10 protein-coding genes are annotated in these 16,039 nt (G+C 39.1%); all 10 read left to right on the top strand.

From position 1 onward, the window contains the following. Positions 1-15: 15 nt before the first annotated feature. Complete coding sequence (locus IPK31_21945) at positions 16-1,560, top strand: RagB/SusD family nutrient uptake outer membrane protein (GenBank protein ID MBK8090335.1); 1,545 nt, start codon at positions 16-18, stop codon at positions 1,558-1,560. 12 nt (positions 1,561-1,572) lie between these two features. Continuing rightward, positions 1,573-3,264 carry a fasciclin domain-containing protein gene (locus IPK31_21940; protein MBK8090334.1) on the top strand — a complete coding sequence of 564 codons (1,692 nt, stop codon included), beginning with the start codon at positions 1,573-1,575 and terminating at the stop codon, positions 3,262-3,264. A gap of 45 nt (positions 3,265-3,309) precedes the next feature. After that, positions 3,310-4,752: a fasciclin domain-containing protein gene (locus tag IPK31_21935; GenBank protein MBK8090333.1), complete on the top strand. Its 1,443-nt coding sequence runs from the start codon at positions 3,310-3,312 to the stop codon at positions 4,750-4,752. Between the two features lie 41 nt (positions 4,753-4,793). Continuing rightward, the gene (locus IPK31_21930; protein MBK8090332.1) at positions 4,794-4,937 is read left to right on the top strand and encodes a hypothetical protein; all 144 of its coding nucleotides are present in this window, start codon (positions 4,794-4,796) and stop codon (positions 4,935-4,937) included. Continuing rightward, on the top strand, positions 4,919-7,975 hold the full coding sequence (locus IPK31_21925; GenBank protein MBK8090331.1) for a SusC/RagA family TonB-linked outer membrane protein: 3,057 nt from the start codon (positions 4,919-4,921) through the stop codon (positions 7,973-7,975). Before IPK31_21930 ends, IPK31_21925 begins: the two co-directional genes overlap by 19 nt. A gap of 71 nt (positions 7,976-8,046) precedes the next feature. Further along, positions 8,047-9,795, top strand: coding sequence for a RagB/SusD family nutrient uptake outer membrane protein (locus IPK31_21920; GenBank protein ID MBK8090330.1), 1,749 nt, complete (start codon positions 8,047-8,049; stop codon positions 9,793-9,795). A gap of 103 nt (positions 9,796-9,898) precedes the next feature. Further along, positions 9,899-11,245: a glycoside hydrolase family 88 protein gene (locus IPK31_21915; protein ID MBK8090329.1), complete on the top strand. Its 1,347-nt coding sequence runs from the start codon at positions 9,899-9,901 to the stop codon at positions 11,243-11,245. A 3-nt stretch (positions 11,246-11,248) separates the two neighbouring features. Beyond that, positions 11,249-12,583 (top strand): rhamnogalacturonan acetylesterase, encoded by a 1,335-nt coding sequence (locus IPK31_21910; GenBank protein ID MBK8090328.1) that lies wholly within the window; start codon positions 11,249-11,251, stop codon positions 12,581-12,583. A gap of 85 nt (positions 12,584-12,668) precedes the next feature. Then, positions 12,669-14,330, top strand: coding sequence for a beta-xylosidase (locus IPK31_21905; GenBank protein MBK8090327.1), 1,662 nt, complete (start codon positions 12,669-12,671; stop codon positions 14,328-14,330). A 118-nt stretch (positions 14,331-14,448) separates the two neighbouring features. Next, complete coding sequence (locus tag IPK31_21900) at positions 14,449-16,029, top strand: family 43 glycosylhydrolase (GenBank protein ID MBK8090326.1); 1,581 nt, start codon at positions 14,449-14,451, stop codon at positions 16,027-16,029. The last annotated feature ends 10 nt before the right edge of the window (positions 16,030-16,039 follow it).

The following is a 16,039-nucleotide window of genomic DNA, read 5'->3' as shown; positions in this document are numbered from 1 at the left end:
TAAATAAGCGTAACAATGAGAGTTATACGATACACATTATTAATTGCTTTTACACTTGCATTTGCAGGATGTAAAAAATGGCTTGATCTGAAACCCCAGGATGGAATTGTGAAGGAAGAATTCTGGAAAACTAAGGAACAGGTAAAAGCTTCTGTTATAGGAATTTATTCTTCCATGATGGAGTATTCATCAGGTTCATATTCTCAGCCAACGTATGTTCCATCTTTAGCAGAATTGCTTTTTGTATGGGGAGAAAGCAGGGCCGATAATATTGCAACAGCAACTGCAAGCAGTGCAGATGATATTGCACTGGTGAATGTAAACATACAGGCTACCAATGTAAATGCAAACTGGAAACCTTTTTACAGAACCATTAATTTCTGCAATACAGTTATTGAAAAAGCACCGGAGGTACTTACAAATGATAACACATTTACCCAGGCGCAGTTAGACAATTATCTCAGTGAAGCATTAACAGTCAGAGCATTGATGTACTTCTATCTGACAAGAACATTTGGTGATGTGCCTTTGAAATTAGATGCAACTCTGAGCGACGAAAATATTAACCCGATTGCCAAATCAACCCAGGCAAAAATTCTCGAACAGATCGTCAGTGATTTGAAACTGGCAGAATCCAAAGCGGTAACAACCTATGGTGATGCAGCTTCAGATAAAGGAAGGGTTACTGTTTACACTATTAATGCAATCCTTGCAGATGTTTACCTGTGGATGGAAAAATATACTGAGTCGGTTGCAGAATGCAATAAAATAATTAACTCAGGTAAGTTTGGATTAATCAAAGGTGCATCCGTTAACCCTCCTGTGTATGATTACAATGATAACTGGTTCAATACACTTTACTTCAACGGGAATTCAAATGAGGGCATTTTTGAACTGCAATACAGTGTTCAGCGTTTGAATCCATACTTCGGTATCTTTTCTTCCAGCGTAAGTTCAAGAAGATGGACTGCTGTTGCCGATTTAATGGACAGAGTATTTACAGTAGATTTTACAAATGATCAAAATTATGACATACGTGGAGATGGAGCTTCTGTAAGAGCGGCTACTTCAACTGTATGGAAATATGTTGGCGCCAATTCCACAGGTCTCCGTACTGTTGATCAGAGTTTTGCACATTGGTTTTTTTACCGCTATGCAGATATCATGATGATAAAAGCAGAAGCACTGAATGAACTGGGACAGGGGCAGGACGCATTGGATATTGTATACGCCATCCGCAAAAGAGCGAATGCATTAGATGCTACGGATCTGAGCCCATCAGCAACTGATAAGAATATGATCCAGGATTTTATTCTGCAGGAAAGAGCAAGAGAGTTTTGTTTTGAAGGCAAGCGCTGGTACGATGTGCTGAGAAATGCCAAAAGAAAAAATTATGAGCGGTTGAATTTATTATTGAATATGGTATCGATCAGCGTACCCTCAAATATGCAGCAATCGGCACAGGCTAAAATGAAAGATTTGAACAGTCATTATCTGCCCATTTACTTATATGAACTGCAAACAAATAAGCTTTTAGTACAAAATCCTTTTTACAAATAATAAAAACAGCACATGAAAAAAAATCTGTTTATCATATCAGGGCTGATTACACTAATCATGGCATTAGTTTTTATTCCCGGTTGCAAAAAACTGAAAATTGATGAATCAACTACCGACGACGTAAATATGGTTGGTTACCTCGATAAAAGGATTGATTCTTTTTCTTTGTTCAAACAAATTCTTGACAGAACAGGAAACTCTGCCTATCTGAATGCTTATGGCGCATATACGCTTTTTGCTCCAACCAATGCTGGTGTAACAACCTATCTGCAAAAAATTGGAGCCGCTTCAGTTGATGCTGCAGATATGAATGTACTAAAGGATATGGTACGTCTTCACCTGCTGGAGGATACGGTTTACACCAATTCGTTTACTGATGGAAAACTGCCGGTAATAACTATGTATGGTCAGTATCTTGTTACTTCTGTAAATAACAAGAATGGAGTTTCCAGCTACGTTATCAACCGCCAGGCATCTGTTCTGGAATCAAATATCAGGGTAGGAAACGGGATTATTCATATCATCGATAATGTGCTGCTTCCTGCCACTAAAACAATTGCTCAGCAGCTGGAAGAAAAACCAGAGTATTCCATTTTTGTTCAGGCAATGAAAGAAACCGGGTTCTTTGTAAAGTTGAATACAGTTGATGCAGACACATCTAAAAAATGGGTAACAGTCTTTGCCGAAAGCAACCAGGCACTTGCTGATAGTGGCTTTGCAACCTATGCTGCATTAAAAACAAAATACTCTCAAACAGGAAACCCTGCCAATACCAACGACAGTTTACATATGTATGTGGCTTATCACATATCACAAGGGCTTAAATTTTTAGGTGATATTATTACTGTTTCAACACACGAAACATTACTGCCGCAGGAAGTAATTAGTGTGAAATTAATTAACCAGGAAGTAGTTTTAAATCAGGATGTGTTTAACGGTGTTCTTGAACAGGGAATAACATTAAACAGGGCAAATAGCGACCTCGCTGCAACAAATGGTGTATGGCATGACGCTGCTGCACATTTTATGGTAAAGTTTAGAAAACCTGCTCCGCTTTACTGGGATGTTTCTTCGTTTACGGAAATTATGAAACTGCCTGCGTATTACAAAAAAGCCAATTATAATTTCGGCAGACCAACTCAGGCAGATAATCCAATTAAAGATCATTATTGGGGCTGGGGCTCTTTAGCAGGTACAAACACATTATCATACCTCTATTCTGCAGCAAGTTCTATTACAAATTATGGTTATAACAGTGATGTAAATATGCTGCCTATGGGTTTGCCGGCAAGACCGGTATGGTGGGAAATGAGAACCCCTCCCATTATTAAAGGAAAGTATAAGGTGTGGGTTTGTTACAGACAACAAAAGCAATCCAGCAGCTCAAATATGCTTTGCCAGGTAGAAGTAAACGGAGTATTAATGCAGCGTACTATGAATTTTACAGAAACACGCCCTGCCGGTACTGATGCAGAACTGGAAGCAATTGGATGGAAGCGGTATACTGAAAATACAAGTAATCTGTGGGCTTCAAGACAGGTAGGGGTAATTGAGTTTACAACTACTCAACAGCAGATTATCAGGATTACACCATTAGTAGGTACACAGAATAATAATAACCTGGATATGATTCACTTTATACCAATTGATGATAATCAGGTATTGCCAAGATTCCAGCCAAATGGCACGATGATTTATTTTTAAAACTCACATAGAACAAATTTGACAGGTAACATAAAATAATAAGAAATGAAGTTCAGGTATAAAAGTTTGATGTTGTTTGCAGTGAGCATGTCCGTTCTGTTGTTTTACGGGTGTAAAAAGCTTACAGAAGAACATAATGCAGTAACAGATGATTCATTGGATAAAACACTGGCTGAAGTAATCAGTTCTGATGCAGAGCTGAGCACTTTTTCAAAATACCTGCTGCAAACAGGATATGATAAAGTGATTTCTTCTTCAAAAAACTATACAGTTTTTGCGCCGGTTAACAGCGCATTGGCAACACTCGATGCTGCTATTGTAAACGATCCGGTTAAGCTGAAGAAATTTGTAGGTAATCATATTGCCATTCAGCTTTACTCTACGAGGAATGTCGCTTCTCTTACACGCATTATCATGCTAAGCGGGAAGTATAATAACATGCAGAGTTCTAAAATAGAAGAGGCAAATATCACTGTAGCAGATAAATATGCATCTAATGGTATTTTACAGGTTGTTGATAAAATGCTGCCGGCACTTGATAACAGCTGGGAGTTTATAAGTACGAATACAGCTGCTCCTGTGAAGCAGAAAGATTTTATGCTTTCTCTTTTCAGAAATGTGTTTGATACATCCAATGCTGTGATTATCGGTGTGAATCCTGCAACAGGAGACCCGATATACCAACCCGGTACGGATTCAATTTATACCAATCTCTTCTGGAATAAAGTATATGATTTAAGAGATGAGAAAAAACAATATACACTCTTCATGCTGGAAGATGCAGCATGGGATGCTGAAGTAACAAAATATACTCCCTACTTTGTTACTGGAACTCCCGACAGTAATAAACTTGTAACAAGCTGGAATGTACTGAAAGACTTTGCAATAGATACCGTTTATAATCCATCTTCTATACCCGATACAATTGTTTCAAAATTTGGCACGAAGCTGCCGGTGAACAGATCAGCCATTGTAAAAACAATCAAAACAAGTAATGGAATTATTTATATTCTGAATAAAGCAGATGTTCAGCCAGTAAGCAAGTTTAAGCCTTACCTGATTGAAGCGGAAAATTATGCAGCAACAAGTCACGACAGAAGAGGCAATACCTATTTCAGAGACAGGTATAATTCCGTATCAGGGAAAGATTTTAAAGATGTATTAGTCTTTAGTCACGGTGTTGCATTGTTTAATATCCGTTATGATATTACTGAAGTTCCATCCATCAAGTATAAGGCTTACTGGCTGGCTGTAAATGATTTTCAAACAACAACATATACACAAAAACTGGGAATTGGAATAGCTGCCTCAACAACTTTTCCATATACCACCGTGGCAGTAAATAACCCGAACGAAGTGTATATCGGCGAGTTTACAATGACACAGTATAAACCTGTATATAGTATTTATTTAGTTGCGGCTAACACAACTGTTGCTGCTACGAATCCTATTGTTTGCGATTATATTAAGCTGGTGCCAAGTTTATAATAAAGACAGTCTGACAAAAATTGATATTAGAAATGACTAAAATGAAATTGCATAATCTGATAAAAGCAGCCGGGTTCGCCACGGTGCTGTTTGCATTTAATTCTGTAAAAGCACAGGATACAATTCCCCCGAAAAATACCGGAGCACCTGTTAAAAAGCAGAAAGGCTGCCACTCACCGGAGTAATTACAGATGCTGCAACAGGCAAGGGCCTTGTGGGGATCAGTATAACGGTTAAAAATTTCTCAGCTGCTATTACAGATGAAAAAGGAGAGTTTACACTCAGTGTTCCTTCTTATTCTTCAGATGTGGTGATCACAGGAGAAGGATATGAATCAAGACAGGTTTCATTGAAAGGAAGCAAAACACTTCAGGTGGCTTTGCTCGATGATTCACATACCTCTTTTCAGCAACCGGTTACAATGCCTCTTTTTGTTACAACAAAAAGAAACCTCACTGCTTCAGCAGGTATTTATAATACCAATGGAGAGTGGAAAAGACCAGATGAAACAATTGATGCATTGCTGCAGGGGCAGGTAAGTGGGTTGAACAGTATTAAAAGATCCGGAACACCGGGTGTTGGAGCCAACCTGTTTTTAAGAGGGTATAACTCTCTGTACGGAACCAACAGTCCTTTGATAGTAGTCGATGGGATGCTGTATGATGCGAATGATTATGGAAAAAGTATTATTGAAAACAATGCAACAAATCCTCTTTCTTTAATCAGCGTACAGGATATTGATAATGTTACTGTGCTGAAAGATGCCAGTTCAATTTATGGAACCAAAGGAGCAAATGGAGCCATTATTATTACAACAAACAGGGCAAAGAAAGAAGCAACCAGTATTGACTTTGGTGTTTTTTCCAGTTATAACATGACCCCTGATCTGTTACCGGTTATGGGTGCTTCATCGTACAGAATTTATTTGAGTGAAATATTGCAGTCAAAGGGAATGAGCTCATCTGAAATTGCAGCATTACCTTATATGAATGATGATACAAGCGGCAACAGCCAGTATTACAGGTATCACAACAATACCAACTGGCAGAATAAAATATTGAGAAACAGTTTTAATAAAAATATTTACCTGAAAGTAACGGGTGGAGATAACATTGCCACTTATGCTTTAAGTATGGGTTACATGAAGAATGATGGTGTAATTAAGAATACAGATTTAACCAGGTATAACACACGCTTCAACGCAGAGTTTAATTTTTCGAAAAGATTTAAAGGAACAACAAACCTGTCTTTCACTTACAATGAGCAAAACCTGAAGAATCAGGGGAATGCTGATAAAACAGCACCGATTTTCCTGGCTTTAACAAAGTCTCCTTTCTTAACATCGCAGGAAGTAAATGAGAAGGGAATCTTTTCTCCAAATCTTGAAGAAACAGATATCCTCGGAATAAGTAATCCAACTGCAATCATTGAAAATATGCTGGCTACCAATAAGTATTACCGGTTATTCGGCTCTTTCAAATTTAATTATGACATTACAAAAACACTAAACGCATCTACAATGTTTGGTGTAGTATATGATAAAGTGCGGGAAAATATATTTATTCCCCGTAAAGGAGTTGCTGATGATACATTAAGTAATGCAGTGGCCGACAGCCGCCTTGGTTCGCAGGTAAAAAGACTGTTCACTGTTTATTCTGATTCAAAATTAGAGTACAAAAAAACAATTGCACAGAACCATAATCTTTCTTCACGACTGGGGTTCAGGCTGCAGAAAAATAAAGCAGAACAGGATTTTGCACTTGGCTATAATTCAGCAACTGATGAACTGATCAGTGTACAGAATGGTGTAACAGCATTAAGACAAATAGGTGGTGGTATCCAGGAATGGAATTGGATGAATACCTACTTTAATGCCGATTATGACTATAAAGAAAAATTATTTGTTTCATTCAATGCAGCAATGGATGGATCTTCACGTTTTGGCAGCCAGGCTAAAAACGGAATTACAATTGGCGGAAACAAATTTGCCATTATGCCATCTGTTGGTGTTGCATGGCTTCTGTCATCCGAGAGCTTTATGACAGATTCAAGAATTGATCTGTTTAAACTCCGGTTCAACTACAGCATTTCAGGTAACGATGATATCGGCAACTACAATCATATTCAAACCTATACCTCTCAGAACTTACTGGGTATGCAGGGGCTTGTAAGAAATGGAATTCCAAATCCGGCACTGCAATGGGAAACAAGCAAAAAATTAAACCTGGGTTTTGACATGGCTTTATGGAATGAAAGAGTAGGAGTAAGTCTTGATCTTTATCAATCCAGAACAAAAAATATGCTGGCGTATGAAAGCCTTCCTTCTGCTTCCGGGTTTGAACGTGTACTAACCAACAGTGGCAGTATGCAGAACCAGGGATTTGAAGCAAACATAAGCCTGCGTGCAATCAATAAAGTAAATCTGAAATGGGATGTTGGAGTTACGTTTGCAACAAATGAAAACAAGGTGATTTCTATTCCCGGAAACAGTATGGTTACTCAATATGCCGGTGCTTCTGTATTAACACAAAATGGCAGCCAGGCGAATCTGTTTTACGGATACATTGCAAAGGGGGTTTTCAGTTCTGAAGGCGAAGCAGGTTCATCTGGCTTAAAAAAGAAAAATGCTGATGGGTCTTACAGCAATTTTGGTGCAGGCGATGTTCGTTTCCTTGATTTGAATGGAGATTATATTATTGATGAAAATGACAGACAAATCATAGGCATCCCCACTCCCAAATTTTTCGGAAGTATCAGCAGCCGCCTGACTTATAAACGTTTTCAGTTGGATGCGTTATTTACTTTCTCAGAAGGAAACCAGGTGTTTAACTACTTACGCTACAGGCTTGAGTCTGCAAGCGGAGTGGAAAACCAACTCAACAGTGTGGTTAACCGCTGGAGAGCAGATGGCCAGGTAACAGCAATGCCAAAAGCAACCTATGGCGATCCGATGGGGAATAACCGGTTCAGCACAAGATGGATTGAAGATGGATCTTACCTGCGTCTAAGGAATGTATCCTTATCGTACAGTATTCCATTCAAAGGAATGGCAGTTAAGAATGCAACTGTTTATCTAACAGGAAACAACCTGTTAACGTTTACAAAGTATATGGGTTATGATCCTGAATTCAGTGCAGGCCCGGGCGTATTTGCACAGGGAATTGATACAGGACTTGATCCGATATTTAAGTCAATATCATTGGGAGCAAGAATTGGCCTGTAACAGGTATCAGTTGAAATTAAAATAAGTGTTGGTGAATATAATTTACTAATGAAAAGTTGAAAATGAAATTTATGACAAGGTTCAGAATAATAAAATCAGTAATTGTTGCAACTGTGCTGTTAAGTGTAACAGGCTGCAAAAAGTTGTTGGATGTAAAACCACAGGATCAGCTTGAGGAAAGTCAGGCTTATCAGAATGTGTACGATGCCGATGCCGCAGTAGTGGGTATTTACGGAAAGTTTATGGGGCTTGCAGACCGCTATGTTGTGTTAAATGAGCTGCGTGCCGATTTGCTCGACTGCACTCCAAACGCCAACGAAGCTCTGCGGCAAATCAGTACTCACACTGTAACAGAAAACAACCCTTATGCCAGTCCCAAACCTTTTTATGAACTGATCCTGAACTGCAATGATGTGCTGGAACATTTTCAGGTTATGGTGAATGAGAAAAGAATGACGGAAGCTGAATTCAGCCAGCGTTATTCAGATATAGGGGCATTACGTACATTTTTATATTTACAATTGGGAATTCATTTTGGCGAAGTACCTTATGTAACCAGTTCATTAAAAAATGTTGATGAAGTAAAGAATGCAGGTAATTATCCCAAGTTGACTTTTAATATCTTACTCGACAGCTTAATCAATTTCTCTGAAAGGCTGCCTTTCAAAGATCTTTATCCTGCAGGTACAAATCTTAATATAACTGTTGATGGTTACCAGACTCAAAAGTTTTATGTAAATAAGAAAGTGATTCTTGGCGATTTATATTTATGGAAAGGAAACTATCAGAAATCAGCAGAGTATTACCGCCAGGTAATGGAATCAGGAACACAGGGAGTGGTAGATGGCAGATATTACAGTTTCTATAAAGTTGGATGGGACAGTGACGGAACACTTGATCACTATATCAGTTATTCAAGAGCTGGTGATGCTTCAACGCTTGTTTATAATTCTCAATGGCGGGTGATGTTCGATCAGGATTATGGATCAAAAGGTTTAGACCGTGAATGGGTATGGGTGTTGCCATTCGATAATAAATTCAAGCCGGAAAATTCATTAATCAAATTATTTTCTCCCATCGGAGGCGATTACTTAGTAAGGCCATCGCAGGAAGTGTATGATCTTTGGGATGGTGAGACACAAAGAGTTGCACAGGGTGGTTCAATTCCTTATGATGCAAGAAAATTATTAAGTACGATGGATATTGGCGGACAGCCCGTAGCAATGAAATATTTATACAATTATCTGAACTATGCTACTGGCACACCAACCAATCCGCTGGTAAAAAATGGCAAGTGGTTTTTATTCCGTCAAACACAGTTGCACATGCGTTTTGCAGAAGCCGCCAACCGTGCAGGACGTTACCGTTTGGCCTGGGGATTCTGGAACAGTGGTATTGCCGGTGCTTATCCTGCCCCAACAAGTACTGTAACAGACTATCACAATACATTGTGGGAACCTTATCCTTATAATTTTGATGCAAGAAACAGTGGAAGTTCAGGTGTACCTTACTATCGTGCAGACTGGTATAGAAATATTGGTATCAGGGCAAGGGCAAACCTCGTTAATGTGGATATTCCTGCAGCCGACAGTTTAAACAGTATTGAAACAGGATTGATCAAAGAAACAGCTCTTGAAAACGCATTTGAAGGCACAAGATGGGCCGATTTATTAAGAGTAGCCATCCGCAGAAATGATCCTGCTTTTATTGCTGATAAAGTGTATAATAAATTGCTCAAGTCAGGTGTGTCGTCAGGTTCTGCAGCACAGGCAAGAGCCAAGTTAATGAACAGAGACTGGTATCTGCCATTTAAATGGTAATCATAATAGTTCTTTCAACAAGCAATCGTCAGAAGAAGACAGGGAATAAAGTACCTGTCTTTTTCGTTTGTAACAACCATGGTTAACAGATAAAAACAAAACAATGAGAATCTCCATCCCACTGTCTATTTTTTTTATTTCAATTTTTGCAACTGTACACGCACAGCAAAAACAAAATGATGTAACAACTCCTTTGCATTTAATGAAACCTGACTATCCTGTTCCTTATGGTGCTCCTTCAAAGGAAAATGTAAAATCAGTACTGGATAAAGTATTCAATTATCTGAATGCTGTTACACCTGCACAGATGATCAATAAGCAAACCGGCGCACCAGTGACTGATGCATCACAGCTGGATACAAATACAATTGTAAAGCAGGGCGATTTTCGTTTAACCAGTTACGAATGGGGTGTTACCTACTCAGCTATGCAGCGTGCATTTGAAACAACTGGTGATCAGCAATATGCTGATTATGTAAAAACAAGATTTGATTTTCTTGCAAAGTGGATCCCTGCGGTGAAGCAGAAATTCAGCATTGAATATATCCGGCAAAAAAGATTTTTGAATCAACCCATTGATCCGCATGCACTGGATGATGCAGGTGCTGTATGTGCTTCCATGATCAAGGCACAAAGAAGCGGATTGAATAAAAACCTTCGCCCTGTTATTGATAATCTCATCAACTACGTTGCAAAAAAAGAATACAGGTTGAAAGATGGAACATTGGCACGTATGCGTCCGCAGGCAAATACATTGTGGCTCGATGATTTATACATGGGCGTTCCTGCTATTTCACAAATGGGAAAGCTTACGGGCGATATACAATATTTTGATGATGCAGTGAACCAGGTAAAACTGTTTTCGAAACGCATGTTCAATAAAGAAAAAGGATTGTACATGCATGGCTGGGTGGAGAGTATGCAAACTCATCCCGAATTCAGATGGGCAAGAGCGAATGGCTGGGCATTGCTTACAAAAGTTGAGTTGCTCGATGTATTGCCTGAAAATCATCCGGGCAGAAGTTTTGTATTACAGCAATTAAAAGATCATATCAATGGCTTACTGCGTTACCAGGATGGGACAGGTTTCTGGCACCAGTTGTTAGACAGAAATGATTCTTATCTCGAAACATCAGCCACAGCTATTTATGCATATTGTATTGCACATGCCGCCAATAAAGGATGGATCGATCCCATGACCTATGCACCTGCTGCAATTCTTGCATGGAACGCTGTAACTACAAAAGTAAATGCACAGGGACAGGTGGAAGGAACCTGTGTAGGAACGGGAATGGCATTTGATCCTGCATTTTATTATCACCGCCCTGTGAATGTGTATGCTGCACATGGGTATGGGCCCGTAATACTTGCAGGAGCAGAAGTTTATCAGCTGTTGACTAATTTCAAATTTGAGATCAACGACAGTTCGCTTCAACTGTTGAAAAAATAAATTATGAAACGTTCTTTTGTTTTAATTGCTGTATTGTTAGTGAGTGTGTTTGTTAAAGCTCAACAGCCAAGTTTTAAATTCGATTTTGGAAACGGAAGGGCAACGAAAGGATATATCAGTATTACAACTGAATCAAAATATGCCAATGAAAAAGGGTATGGTTTTACGAATGGTTCTGAGCTAACAGCAGTTGATCGTGGAGGCAATACATTAACCGGAGATTATATCACTTCTTCCAAACCATTTTATTTTTCGGTAAATCTGCCCGATGGTAATTACGATGTAAAATTAATTCTCGGTGATAAAAAAGGTATCTCAGCAACAACCGTTCGTGCAGAATGCAGAAGGTTAATGCTGGAAAATATTCAAACAAAGAAAGGACAACTTATTACAGAAACATTTACCGTGAATGTAAGAGACAGTTTGATCCGTGATGCAAAGGGAAATATTGTTAAGGCGGTGAAATTAAAACCAAGAGAGTACGAATATCTTCATTGGGATAATTTTCTCACTATTGAGTTTAATGATTCATTGCCGAAAGTTTGTGCAATAGAAATCACACCCAACAAAACGGCAACGACGATTTTCTTAGCAGGCAATTCTACTGTGGTTGATCAAAGCCGTGAACCATGGGCAGCATGGGGACAAATGATTCCACGCTTTTTTGCTCCCGGTAAAGTGGCTGTTGCCAACTATGCAGAGAGTGGCGAAGCTTTGAATTCATTTCTGAGTGCAAGACGCCTGGAGAAAATTTTGAGCCTGATGAAACCGGGTGATTATTTGTTCATTGAGTTTGGACATAATGATATGAAACAAAAAGGCCCGGGTATTGGTCCTTTTACTTCGTACAAAAAACTATTGAAGCAATATATAGCTGAAGTGAAAAAGAAGGGTGGTATACCGGTGTTGGTGACATCGATGCATCGAAGAAGTTTTGACAAAGACGGACATACCATTAATACACTGCTTGAATATCCAGAAGCAGTCCGTCAAACTGCAAAAGAAGAAAATGTAGCAGTAATTGATTTAAACGCCATGAGCAAAGTGTTGTATGAAGCATGGGGGCCAACTGAATCTGTTAAAGCATTTGTACATTACCCGGCCAATACATTTCCCGGGCAAACAACCAAGCTGGAAGATAATACGCATTTCAATCCTTATGGCGCATATGAATTGGCGAGTTGTATTGTAAAGAGCATCAAAGATCAGAATCTGCCTTTAGCAAAATTATTACGCACAGATATTTCTGCATACGATCCGGCGAATCCAATGCCATTTGAGAAGTTCTACTGGCCATTGAGTTCGTTTGTTACAGCTGCTAAACCGGATGGTAATTAAGAAAGATCAGTGAACTGAACGATGAAGTGATTGCAACGAAGATGCTATGAAAAACTACAGTTAGTATCATTAAATAAATCATTGGATGAAACAATTACTGCTTGCTTTACTGATCTCTTCTTCTGCTTTTGCTCAAACTGTAACTATCCATGTTGATCTTACAAAAGAAACCGGTGATATGAAACCCGTATGGGCATGGTTTGGTTATGATGAACCAAACTATACCTACATGAAAGATGGAAAGAAACTGTTATCAGAGATTGCTGCATTAAGTCCTGTTCCTGTTTATGTAAGGGCACACAGTTTACTGGTAAGTGGCGATGGGGTTGCTGCATTAAAATGGGGGAGCACGAATGCTTATACTGAAGATGCCAATGGCAATCCAATTTATAACTGGAAAATCATTGACAGTATTTTTGATACCTATATACAGCGTGGAATGAAACCATTGGCGCAGATTGGTTTTATGCCGGAGGCATTGTCAACAAATCCTGTTCCTTACAAACACGACTGGAAACCGGGGGATCCATATTTTAAAATTATTACCGGATGGGCTTATCCTCCGAAAGATTATAACAAATGGGCAGAGTTGGTTTTTCAATGGGTGAAACATAGTGTAGAGCGTTACGGACAAAGTGAAGTGGAAAGCTGGTATTGGGAATTATGGAATGAACCGAATGGTTACTGGAAAGGAACACAGAATGAATTTTTTAAATTATATGATTATACAGCAGATGCGGTGAAGCGGGCATTACCCACAGCAAAAATCGGCGGAATCAATATTGCAGGCACCGCAGGAAAAAATGCACAGGATTGGATGCATGCATTTGTAAAACATTGTTTTTATGATACTAACTATGTAACAAAGCAAATAGGTTCTCCAGTTGATATGATATTGTTTCATGCAAAGGGCTCACCAAAAGTGATTGACGGACATGTGCAGATGAATATGGGAAGACAGTTACAGGATATTCACGCCGGGTTTAAGTTTGTGGCATCTTATCCGCAATTAAAAAACCTTCCCGTTGTAATTGGTGAAAGCGATCCTGAAGGTTGTGCTGCATGCGGAATGAAAACCAATCCATCCAATGGTTACCGCAACGGCACCATGTATTCAAGTTATACAGCTGCATCCTTTGCACGGAAATATTTACTCGCCGATTCCTTTCATGTAAATTTCCTTGGTGCTGTTACCTGGGCATTCGAATTTGAAGATCAGCCATGGTTCTATGGCTTTCGTGATCTGGCTACTAACGGGGTTGATAAACCGGTGCTGAATGTATTCCGCATGTTTGGAATGATGAAAGGCAAACGGGTGTTGGTGCAGGGCAGCCAAATGTATGATTTAAAAACAATGGTTGATTCAAGTGTACGAAGGGCTTACAGTGATGTTGGTGGGCTTGCTGCAAAAGATCAACGATCAGCAACAGTGATGATCTGGAATTATCATGATGATGATGTGAAACAACCTGCACTTCCTGTTGAAGTAAATATTAACGGGGTATCAGTTACTGTTGTTACACTCACTGAATACCGCATTGATGATGAACACAGTAATTCTTATGAAGTGTGGAAGAAGATGGGCTCACCACAAAATCCAACAAAAGAACAGATAGCCATATTGGAAAAATCAGGGCAATTAAAAACAATGGGTTCGTCAAAGAAAGTAAAAGTGGTGAATGGAATTTTGAAGATAAAACTTTCATTACCACAGCAAGGTGTAAGCCTGCTGAAACTGGATTGGTGATAAATTTGAAAAGCATTCATGAAATGAGCCATAAAAATTATCGGCTAATTTAATTAACTGACGATGATAATTTTTATGGCGAATAACATGTGGCAAGCAATAAGATAAAAATGAACACATGAAAAAGAGTGTTTTAATAATAGCAATATGTGTTTCCGTTCTGTCATCTTCTTACGGGCAGTTACTCAATATTAAAAATGATCTGTTCTGGAACACAAAAGATGGAAAGCCCATCAACAGCCAGGGCGGTGGAATTTTTAAGTTCAAAGATGCTGCAGGCAAAGAGAAATATTATTGGTACGGTGTTCATTATAAAGAAGCGGACATATATCGAATTGATCCATCCGTAACATTACCCAATGCTACTTTCGAATCTGTAACATGTTACAGTTCCACTGATTTAGTTAACTGGACATTTGAAGCAGATGTTTTCACTAAGGAAGAAGCATTTAAAACTGCAGCAAAAACATGGGTGGGGCGTTTAGGTGTTGCATATATCAAAGAGTTGAATAGATATGCACTATTTGTACAGCATGGAAGTGAAGTGCTGATTGCTCTTGCTGAAAAGCCGACAGGAGAATTTAAATGGCATCAGAAAATTAACATGATGAGCATGATCGGCACCAGCAATACCGGCGATCAAACGGTGTTTACCGATGAAGACAGCGGAAAGTCATACCTCATTTATTCTTATGGCCGGGGAAGAAATAGAATTTATGTTTCAGAAATTGGAGTAAAAGATGGAATGGTGAATCTGTTAGACTGCACAAAGATTTTCCAGGGCGAAAGCAGGGAAGGAAACTGCATGTTTAAATACAAAGGCAAATATTATATGGCCGCATCTAATATTTACGGATGGGATGCTTCTTATGCCTATTATTTAGTAGCAGATGATATTCGTGGACCTTATTTACCAACGAATGATATGCAGGTAATGAAAGGAAGCGAAAACGATTTTGCCCATGTAACGCAAACAGGATTCTTCTTTAATGTAAAAGGCAGTAAGCAGGAAACGGTTCTGTATTGTGGTGACCGCTGGGCTGACTTTGCAGGCAATGGCCAGGGCTATAATCAGTGGTTCCCGCTTTCATTCAATGGAGCAGAACCTTATTTTAATTCGCTTAGCTCCTGGAACATCAATGCAAAAACAGGTGAATGGAAAGTAGCTACTGATAATAACTTTGTAAAGAACGGAAGCTTTGAAGCAGACAGAAGAAGAATTCCCAGTCATGTTAAACCGGTACAGGAATTTTTACTCGGCTGGACGACTACTGTTATCGAAGGCAACAAAGTTTCGCTTGACAGCAACAGCTCGCCTGTATTGAACTATTTTAATACGGAGAGTGACAGGAAAATTGTCATTGGCGAAAAAAGCCTTTGCATCAGTGATAAGATTAACTTCAGCCGAAGAGTAAGCCAGATCATCACTTCTTCACCTTACGTAAAGCTGCAAGATGGCAATTACACATTAACAGCAAAAGTGAAGAGCAGCAGCGGCTTTACGAAGTTTGAAATGTATGCTGTAAGCGATGGTAAAATCCGCTTCTTTACTGTAAAGGAAGAAAATGCATCGTGGAAAACGATTACTATTGAACGTGTGCCTGTTAAAGGTGGAAAGGTAGAGATTGGTTTTCTTGCTGAAGGAACGGCCAATTCTTTTTGTTATGTGGATGATATTTCGTTGGTGAAAACAAGATGATGCGGCTATA

The organism is Chitinophagaceae bacterium (genome assembly GCA_016713085.1).
Classification (GTDB): domain Bacteria; phylum Bacteroidota; class Bacteroidia; order Chitinophagales; family Chitinophagaceae; genus Lacibacter.
Note: the sequence above shows the minus strand (reverse complement) of the source record. Positions and strands in the feature narration are given on the sequence as shown.

Excerpts from the sequence above, each read along its gene's own strand:
- IPK31_21915 (MBK8090329.1), top strand. The coding sequence starts at position 9,899 with ATGAGAATCTCCATCCCACTGTCTATTTTTTTTATTTCAATTTTTGCA.
- IPK31_21900 (MBK8090326.1), top strand. The coding sequence starts at position 14,449 with ATGAAAAAGAGTGTTTTAATAATAGCAATATGTGTTTCCGTTCTGTCA.
- IPK31_21940 (MBK8090334.1), top strand. The coding sequence starts at position 1,573 with ATGAAAAAAAATCTGTTTATCATATCAGGGCTGATTACACTAATCATG.
- IPK31_21945 (MBK8090335.1), top strand. The coding sequence starts at position 16 with ATGAGAGTTATACGATACACATTATTAATTGCTTTTACACTTGCATTT.
- IPK31_21910 (MBK8090328.1), top strand. The coding sequence starts at position 11,249 with ATGAAACGTTCTTTTGTTTTAATTGCTGTATTGTTAGTGAGTGTGTTT.
- IPK31_21905 (MBK8090327.1), top strand. The coding sequence starts at position 12,669 with ATGAAACAATTACTGCTTGCTTTACTGATCTCTTCTTCTGCTTTTGCT.
- IPK31_21920 (MBK8090330.1), top strand. The coding sequence starts at position 8,047 with ATGACAAGGTTCAGAATAATAAAATCAGTAATTGTTGCAACTGTGCTG.
- IPK31_21935 (MBK8090333.1), top strand. The coding sequence starts at position 3,310 with ATGAAGTTCAGGTATAAAAGTTTGATGTTGTTTGCAGTGAGCATGTCC.
- IPK31_21930 (MBK8090332.1), top strand. The coding sequence starts at position 4,794 with ATGAAATTGCATAATCTGATAAAAGCAGCCGGGTTCGCCACGGTGCTG.